General features: G+C 74.4%; 2 protein-coding genes. Both read right to left on the bottom strand.

What is annotated here, in order from left to right:
* Positions 1 to 23: 23 nt before the first annotated feature.
* A complete protein-coding gene (locus tag CCN72_RS21265) occupies positions 24 to 2,882 on the bottom strand; it encodes a lantibiotic dehydratase (protein ID WP_341868886.1) in 2,859 nt (952 codons plus the stop codon).
* Between the two features lie 59 nt (positions 2,883 to 2,941).
* A complete protein-coding gene (locus CCN72_RS21260) occupies positions 2,942 to 4,543 on the bottom strand; it encodes a nitroreductase family protein (RefSeq protein ID WP_086808894.1) in 1,602 nt (533 codons plus the stop codon).
* Positions 4,544 to 4,614: the final 71 nt, after the last annotated feature.

Raw genomic sequence — 4,614 nt, 5'->3', positions numbered from 1 at the left:
GTCCACGGCGGGGGTGGGTGCGGTCATCGGGCTTCGTCCTTCCGGTGCGGGCCGGCCGGGGCGGGCAGCATCTCTACGGCGAGTTCGGCGACATGGCGGCCGCGGGGCGAGGTGACGTGCAGCTCGTCCTCGCCGGGCAGCATCTCCTCGAACACGGTCCGGGCGCGTTTTCCGGCGAGGAGGCCTTCGAGTCCGGTGAGGGAGAGCGGGCTCGCGAAGTCGACGTACTGGGGCTTGGCGCTGCCGAACCAGCCGCCGGCCCCCTCGCCCTCGCGCTCCTCGTGGACGGTGGCGAACACCCGCTCGGGCAGGCCGTGTTCGACGCGCCAGCGGTGCCAGCCGAGGTACCAGTCGGCGTCGGTGACGCCCGGGGTGCGCAGCGGGAGGCGTCCGTCGGCGACGGTCCAGGAGCGGCGCTGGAGGACGAGGCCCTGGTGGCGGACGCGGGGGCGCCGGGTGACTCCGTCGTGCTCGGGTCCCGCGGGCACGCCGCGCCAGACGTCCGGCTTGGGGCGGGCGGTCGGGGAGAACAGCAGCAGGGTGCGCGGGATCTCGGGCAGCACCATGGGCACCAGGTAGCCGAGGTAGAGCGGGACGACCTCGCGGTCAAGGCGGCGCGAGCGCAGCAGCAGCCGGTCGGTGGTCTCGTCGTGCACGGCGTACAGGTCGTCCAGGTGGAGGCGGGCTTCCTCGGGCGCCGAGCTGGTCTCGCCGGGGCAGACGATCTCATGGTCGGTCAACCGGCCGTGCAGATTCAGGTTGGTGGTCGCGGAGCCTGCGGTGACCTCGGCGAACACGGCGTCGGGCGGCAGCAGTTGGTGCAGCTCGGCGCGGATGGCGGCGGTCAGTCCGGGGCCTTCGGGGTCGTCGAAGCAGTGGGTGAAGCGGGTGAAGGGGAAGCAGAGGCCGCCGAAGGAGTCGTTGAGGACGACCAGGGGGTCGCCGTCGCGGCGGGCCAGCTGGAGGAAGTGGCTGTGCGGCTGGAACGCCGGGGCGGCGCCGCCGAGGGCTTCGGCGACCTCGTCGGTGAGGGCGTCGTCCAGGACGAACTCCTCCGCGTCCCAGGGGAGTTCCGCCCAGCGTTCGCGCATGCGGGCGGTGAAGGTGGCGCGGGCCCCGTCCAGCGCCGTGATCTCGGGCAGGCCGAGCCAGTTCTCCTCCGGGGCGTGGCTGCCGTCCGGCAGGAAGTCGTCCTTGGCGGAGGTGAACTGGAGGTACTGCCGGAAGATGTCCTCGTGGAAGTCGTGCACCAGGCGCAGCAGATCGTCGCAGCGTCCGCCGCGGCCGAAGCGGGCGAGGAAGAAGCCCTTGAGGGTGAGGCGTTGGGGCAGCGCCACGTCAAAGGCGGGCAGCAGCCGCCCGAGCGAACGCAGCGGGCCCTCGGCGAGCCGCGTCCACTCGGCGAGGTCGGCGGTGGTGGTCCCGGCGGAGACGTCCTCGTAGACGAGGGTCTGCGGGAGTGACGGCCGTTCGGCCCCCAATGCGCTCTGGAGCGCGAGGAGTTCCGTCCGCAGTGCGCCGAGCAGGGTACGGCGGGTGGGGATGTCCGCCGCCGGGAAGCGGGCCAGGAGGTCGGCGGGGCCGTCCAGGCGGGCGGCGAGCGCCTCGGCCCACGGCCGGTCCAGGGCGCGCAGCGAGCGCTGGAAGGCGCGCACCGGGTCGCCGCTGTGCACGCCCGTGGCGAGGCCCGGGAGCTGGAGCATGCCGAGGTCGCGCAGGGCGGCGAGATAGTGCTCGGCCTCCTCCGCGCCGGCCCCGGTGGTCTCGGCCAGCCAGTGCGCCAACTCGCCGTACCTGAGCGGTCCTTCGTGGTCGTGCAGCAGGGCCAGCATGCCGTCCAGGGTGCCCTGGCGGCGCAGGAAGAACAGCCGGTCCTGGGCGGCGTCGAAGCTGACGGCGGCGCTGTCGTCGCCCGCCGTGACGGCCCGCTGGACATAGCGGATGCGGTCCTCGTCCAGTTTCCAGCCGGAGGCCAGGGCGACCGGCAGGTCGGCGCGGCGCGCGGGGTCGGCGGCGACGAGTTCGGCGAGGCGGGCGAGCGCGACGACGTTCAGCCGGGGGTGGCCGCTCCAGTCGTCGCCGACCCGCGTGAGCGCCGTACCGTCCCCCTCGTCCTCGTCCTCGAACCGGCCGACGGCGACGCCCGTGAGCGTGCTGAACGGGCTGGTCTTGCAGGCGGTGCGGTAGACGTACGACAGCAGGGAGCGCTCCATCTTGCGGGCGCGCTTGCCCGGTACCGGCGCCGGGTCTGCGGCGAACGCGTCGAGGCGTTCCTCCAGCGTGGGCGAGGCCAGCAGCAGGCCCCGGCGCAGCCGGTCATCCAGGGCCAGCTCACGCAGCGCGGCGCGGGTGCGGCCGAACCCGGCGGCGAGCACCGACTCGCCCTCGGCCCGCAGCTCCTCCCAGCGGACCCGGGCCTCCAGCCACTCGGCGAGATCGGCGCCGGTGTCCCCACCGAGGCCCTCGGCGAGCGCGCGGGCGGCCGAAAGGTCCCCGGGCAGACGGTTGTTGAACACCTGGCGGCGCAGGGCGAGCAGCCGGCGGCGCAGCACCGCGTCGTCGGTTGCGCCCACCGCGGCGGAGAGCGGATCGCTGAGCCGGGCGCCGAGCGCGGCGAGCCGATCCTGCTCGGCGGCGGTGCGCACGGCCCAGTCGGCGGCTTCGGGGGCGCGCAGGGCGAGGGCGGTGTCCACGGGGAGGCCGGAGACGCGCAGCATGAAGCGGTGGTGCAGGGCCGGGCTCGCGGGTCCGGCGGGGGTGTTCCCGTGCGACACGGCCGACGCGTTCGCGGCCGGGGTGCCGGTAGGTGCGACCGAGGGGTCGGGCCCCGGGCCGTCCTGCGCGGGGACGTCCTCGGCCGGGGTGGTGGCGGTCGGGCTCACGCCCTCCCCCTTTCCTGTGGGGTGTGCGGCCGCCCCGGGGGCGGGGCGGGGTCCTCGGGTCATGGGGCCACGATGTCGAAGTGGTAACCGGCCGGGTGGGGGGCCTCGTTGCCGATCATCACCACGAGCAGCGGGATCTCGCCCCGCTCGGCGAGGCCGAGTTCCTCCGCGAAGGAGACGCAGTCGAAGCCGAGCGCGACACCGCAGCCCATGCCCGCGGCCGAGGAGGCGGTGTACACGGCCTGCGCGGTGGCGCCGATGACGGCGTTGACCAGCCGCAGGCCCCGGTCGCCGACCGTGTCGAGGACGGTGTGGGTGCGGGCCGCGGGCACAAGGACCGCGGCGGCCTGCTCCAGGTTGTAGTTGGCGAGGAAGTAGTTCTCCTGGAGGAAGCCGCCGAAGTCGCCGGGCTTCATCAGGACCAACTCGTTCGTCTCCCGGTCGTGTTCGTAGACGCCGGGCGCGATGCCCCGGACGTGGTTGACGAAGACGTACTGCCGGGTGAGGGGTGCGGCGCCGGGCGTCTCCGCGTCGGTGTCAAGGGTGCCGGCGGCGACGGCCGCGGCCAGCGCGGCGGACAGCCGGGCCGCATCGAGCGGGGCGGCGGCGGTGAACCGGCCGAAGCTGCTGCGGCGTTCGCGCAGCGCCCGGCGTACGGTCGCCTCCAGTGCGAGCGGGGCGGGCAGTGCGACGCGCTCACCGGGGCCGGGCGGGGTGACCAGCGCGGGGTCCAGCGTCCCGGGCGCCGGGCGGTCGGCGGCGCCTTCCAGGGTGGCCGCGTGGATCGCGTGCACGGTCGGGAAGGTCAGGACGCGCCGGGACCGCTCGTCGGGGACCTGGCGGACCCGGGCACCGGGAGTGGCCGGGGCGGCCTCCTTGCCCGTGTCGTCCTCGGCCGTCTTCTCCCACGTCAACGGCACCACCGCGAACACCCCGTCCTCCTCGGGGTCAAGGCCGAGCACCCGGCCGAGGCGGGGCTCGTCGAACCACAGCGCGGCGCCGATGTGCAGCCCGTGCGCGCGGGCCCACATGCGCCAGGTCTGGAGGAGGGCGCCGATGTCCATCGTGACGACGTGGTAGGAGAAGCTGTTGTACTTGAAGGCGTTCTGCCAGAACGTCACGCCCAGCACCAGGAACTGGTCGGTCCCCGCGGCCTCTTCGAGATCGCCGAGGGCGGCCCGCACCTCTCCGGTGACATCGCCGGACAGGGTCCTGGCGAAGGCGTTGCGCGGGGTGTCGTAGTAGTGGACACCGGGGGCGAGGGGGCCGCTCGCGCCGCTGATCCAGTGGATGCCGATGGGGTAGAGGCCGCCGCCGGAGGAGGTGCCGCGGGACCAGTTGGCGTGGGTGTGGAACGGCAGGGAGCCGAGGTCGCTGTTGGCCTGGACGGCGAGCCGGCGGCCGGTCAGTCCGTAGGAGTCGCGGAGCATCGCGCCGAGCAGCGGCAGGCTGAACGCGCCGGTGCCGCGGGGCCCGAACAGGCCCCGGCCGAGCGTGGCGTCGTCCGCGCAGCCGCCGTCGGGCAGCGGCAGGACGGAGGCGCCGGGGAAGAGCTTGCCCTTGCGGGGGCGGTCGGACCAGTTGGGCACGAAGTCGGCGGGCTCCATGGGGATCCTGCCCCGCCGCATCACCGCGGTCGCGTACTCATGGGCGTATCCCATGGTCACTTCCCTTTCTGCTGTCTGTGGTCGAGGTCGGCTGCCGAGCCGTGCACGGGGCGTCGGGGCCAAGG

The organism is Streptomyces murinus, assembly GCF_002154555.1.
Lineage (GTDB): Bacteria > Actinomycetota > Actinomycetes > Streptomycetales > Streptomycetaceae > Streptomyces > Streptomyces murinus.
The sequence above is the reverse complement of the archived record's forward strand: the minus strand, read 5'-3'. Positions and strand labels throughout refer to the sequence as shown.

Bases quoted from the DNA above. Each gene is read 5' to 3' on its own strand.
- CCN72_RS21260 (WP_086808894.1), bottom strand. From the start codon at position 4,543: ATGGGATACGCCCATGAGTACGCGACCGCGGTGATGCGGCGGGGCAGG.